Genomic DNA, 3,127 nt, shown 5'->3' on the forward strand with positions numbered 1-3,127 from the left:
CACTAGACGATAGCGGCCCTGAGCTAGCTGTGTACCCTCACCTAGCATTACCTTCCCCGCTTTCTCCAGCCCAGTATTTTTCTCTGCTATTACAAATATATATGGACATACATCACAAAAATTTTTTATGTCAGCTATAGCTAACTATAGCATATTTTTGCATCGAGAAAAAATGGCTGGGATATTGCTCCCGGGGGACAAGAAGGCAAGAGCGCTATTCTTTCCCCGGGCATGTCAGCGAGAGAGAAGGGAAAGGGACAGAGGAGCCTTAGAAATGCTGCTCCTGGCGGAGCCAGCGCCAGAAACTGAAGCTCGTGGCAATAAAAGTCGAGGTGAGATCGGCCAGCAGCTCTTGATGGATGCCAGTGCCCAGGTCGATATGCATATCCAAGCAAATTTCTCCGTAGGCTGTGCCATCGCGCTCATAGCTGAGCAGATAGCTTCTAGGCCAGCGCCGCTCTCGATTCCACGTATTGCATAGAACGAGAGCGCGCTCCCAGCCGTCTGGCTCAAAGCGTCGGTCGGAGCGGCAGAGTAGACTGTAGATCTCTTTCTGCTCTCCTTGAGCAGTGAGATAGAAGGTGAGTTCGCAAGCACACTCAGGGTTGTAGTTGAATTGCACCACAAAATCATTTTCTTCATCGCGCAGAAAGCGCAGATTTTGGCTGCGAAGGAAAGCCTCAATCATGGCATGAGAGAAAGGCTCGACTGTAGCCATCTAGTAGTTCCTCCTTTGGCACATAGCGCTATTGTTGTTCACGATCTGACTCTCATTTAGCAGTTGATGGAAGCCAGGACCATCCAGGGCTATAGTCTTGACCACATATCACGACGGAAATCACCCCGTAAGGAAGAGGCACCCGCTAGGCTGCCATCGCTTCAACCAAAGCCAGCGGAGACGACCACGCCCTCAGAGCAGTGGAGAGTGAGCGCGAAGCAGACGGAGCACGGGCGCTCTCCTTAAAGGAACGTCCTCCTTTTCGACTTCTTGCCTATCTGTTTTCAGACCCGCATTCGATTGGCATAAGGGCTAACGGGTCCCTGTCTCCTCTGAGCTGGCCTGAGCCGCTTTGTACCGCCACCAGCTCACGACGACGTTATGCGCCAGGAGCGTCTTTCATCCTCAGTATCGCCTCAGGGTCGATAGAATATGCTATGATAGCACTAGTCGATAGAGAGAGCCTGGTCAGCCTGCCTCACTGTCCATCTAACGGCTCACTCAAGTGCCAGATCGTATCAAGGAAGGGGCCTGAGTAAGGTACCCGCTGATCCGACTACTTTCATCCTGTATGGCGAGCAAGGCACTTTCTCCCCGTTTGTCCGCCTGATGAGAGCAACTGAGGGGGCTGCCAGGCTGAGATTGACCATCAAACCGCCCGGTCGTTACAATAGGGCTGGACGCCAGGAGCAGATCGACCGGAGCGCTTTCGTGCCAAGAATCAAGGAGGGTTAATGCGTATTCGCAAAGCCGTATTACCAGTGGCGGGACTAGGCACGCGCATCCTGCCAGCAACGAAAGTTATCCCCAAAGAGATGCTGCCACTGGTCGATAAGCCAACTTTGCAATATATCGTCGAAGAGGCTGTAGCCAGTGGAATTGAGGAGATCATCTTCGTTACGAGCAGGAGTAAGCGCAGCATCGAGGACCACTTTGATGCCTTTCCCGAGCTGGAGCAGCTATTGGAGCAACGTGGCAAGTTGCAGGAACTGGAAGAGCTACGGCGTGTGCAGCAGATGGCACATTACAGCGCTGTGCGTCAGCCCGAGCCGCTGGGGCTTGGGCATGCCATTCTCTGTGCGCGGGCCCTGGTAGGCGATGAGCCGTTTGTGGTCATGCTGGGCGACGTCCTGGTCGCCGAAGAAACGCCGTGCTTGCCCCAACTGATAGCGATCCATGAGCGTTATGGCGGCTCAGTGGTGGCGCTTTCCCCTGTACCGGACGAACTTATCCCTAGCTACGGCATCGCCGCTGTGGAAGAGCTGGGAGAGCAAGCGCTGCGCATCACCCACCTGGTGGAGAAACCATCACGGGAGGAAGCGCCCTCAAATCTGGCTATCATGGGGCGCTATCTTCTCACCCCCGACATCTTCCCCTTGCTGGAGCAGACACCACCTGGGGCCGGTGGAGAGATTCAGGTGACTGACGCCATTGAGCGCCAGGCACAAGAGGGGCGTTGCTATGGCTTGCGCTTCTTGGGGACCTACTACGATACTGGTACACGTTTGGGTTTACTGACTACAACCATCACCTATGCTCTCAAGCGCCCTGATCTGGCCTCTGATCTGCGTGCCTTTCTCCGCCAGGTGCTTCAGGAGCCGGAAAGCTAAGCTGATCCTGATCGCCCTCTGGTCTCACCCTCATCGGGATCATTCAGACATAGCAATCGCCGGGAGCCGATTTCTTTTTTGATGACTAGGCCCAACTTTGGCGATCTTACCTGCTTGGTCACTCAACCAGCAGAAAGGAGGACGGGAGGAGGGCACAGCCCTTCCATTGCTGTGCTTGCCCCTTTCCCCGTCCTCCTGTCGATCAGGTGCTGCCTTGTGCCAGAAGAGCAGCTGTAACTCACAATGAGATAGAATTATTCCTGTGCCTCCGCTTTCTTCCGACGCCGGGCTGCCCCTCCCAACTTACCGATCCGGCTGTAAAAGTCGGGGTCTTGTCGCGCCTTGGTTGCATTGCCACCCTTCTTCCCCATTTCAGAAAAGTGGGCCGGACCATACTTGCTCACGTTGGCCTGGCCACCTTTCTGGGCAATCTGGCGGTAGTACTCGCTCCCGCGCTTCTCCTTGAGAGCGGTACCTCCCTTCTTGCCGATCTGGCGGTAATATTCCCCACCATATTTGTCGCGAACAACACTCCCCCCTTTACGACCGGCCTCGACAGTTGACATCGGCGCCGGTTTCTCCTCTTCTCTGGTAGCCATCACCATTCCCTTTGCTCGGGCAAGCTCCCAAGCCAAAACAAAATATACAGGCTCCTCGCCTGTGGCGAAGAGTATAATGGAATCCCCCATTCTTGTCAATGAAACGGGTATCCTTAGTCATTCCGGTACTGGTTCGGCATGGCCTCAGCTCTTTCTACTTATCCTTGATCAGTCAGGAGCAGACCAGCGTTCCCTTGATC

General features: G+C 54.6%; 3 protein-coding genes. 1 reads left to right on the forward strand and 2 read right to left on the reverse strand.

The window, feature by feature from the left end; translation table 11 throughout:
* Window positions 1–268: 268 nt before the first annotated feature.
* Window positions 269–718, reverse strand: coding sequence for a YbjN domain-containing protein (locus IRZ24_RS18585; RefSeq protein WP_297167682.1), 450 nt, complete (start codon window positions 716–718; stop codon window positions 269–271).
* Window positions 719–1,452: 734 nt separating this feature from the next.
* Here IRZ24_RS18585 and galU point away from each other — a divergent pair.
* Window positions 1,453–2,328 (forward strand): UTP--glucose-1-phosphate uridylyltransferase GalU, encoded by an 876-nt coding sequence (galU, locus tag IRZ24_RS18590; RefSeq protein ID WP_297167685.1) that lies wholly within the window; start codon window positions 1,453–1,455, stop codon window positions 2,326–2,328.
* A gap of 254 nt (window positions 2,329–2,582) precedes the next feature.
* On the opposite strand, the gene IRZ24_RS18595 is transcribed toward galU, so the two are convergent.
* Window positions 2,583–2,894, reverse strand: coding sequence for a hypothetical protein (locus IRZ24_RS18595; protein ID WP_297167688.1), 312 nt, complete (start codon window positions 2,892–2,894; stop codon window positions 2,583–2,585).
* Window positions 2,895–3,127: the final 233 nt, after the last annotated feature.

The sequence above is a fragment of the Thermogemmatispora sp. genome (assembly GCF_019683755.1).
Classification (GTDB): domain Bacteria; phylum Chloroflexota; class Ktedonobacteria; order Ktedonobacterales; family Ktedonobacteraceae; genus Thermogemmatispora.

Excerpts from the sequence above, each read along its gene's own strand:
- IRZ24_RS18585 (WP_297167682.1), bottom strand. The coding sequence starts at position 718 with ATGGCTACAGTCGAGCCTTTCTCTCATGCCATGATTGAGGCTTTCCTT.
- galU (WP_297167685.1), top strand. The coding sequence starts at position 1,453 with ATGCGTATTCGCAAAGCCGTATTACCAGTGGCGGGACTAGGCACGCGC.
- IRZ24_RS18595 (WP_297167688.1), bottom strand. The coding sequence starts at position 2,894 with ATGTCAACTGTCGAGGCCGGTCGTAAAGGGGGGAGTGTTGTTCGCGAC.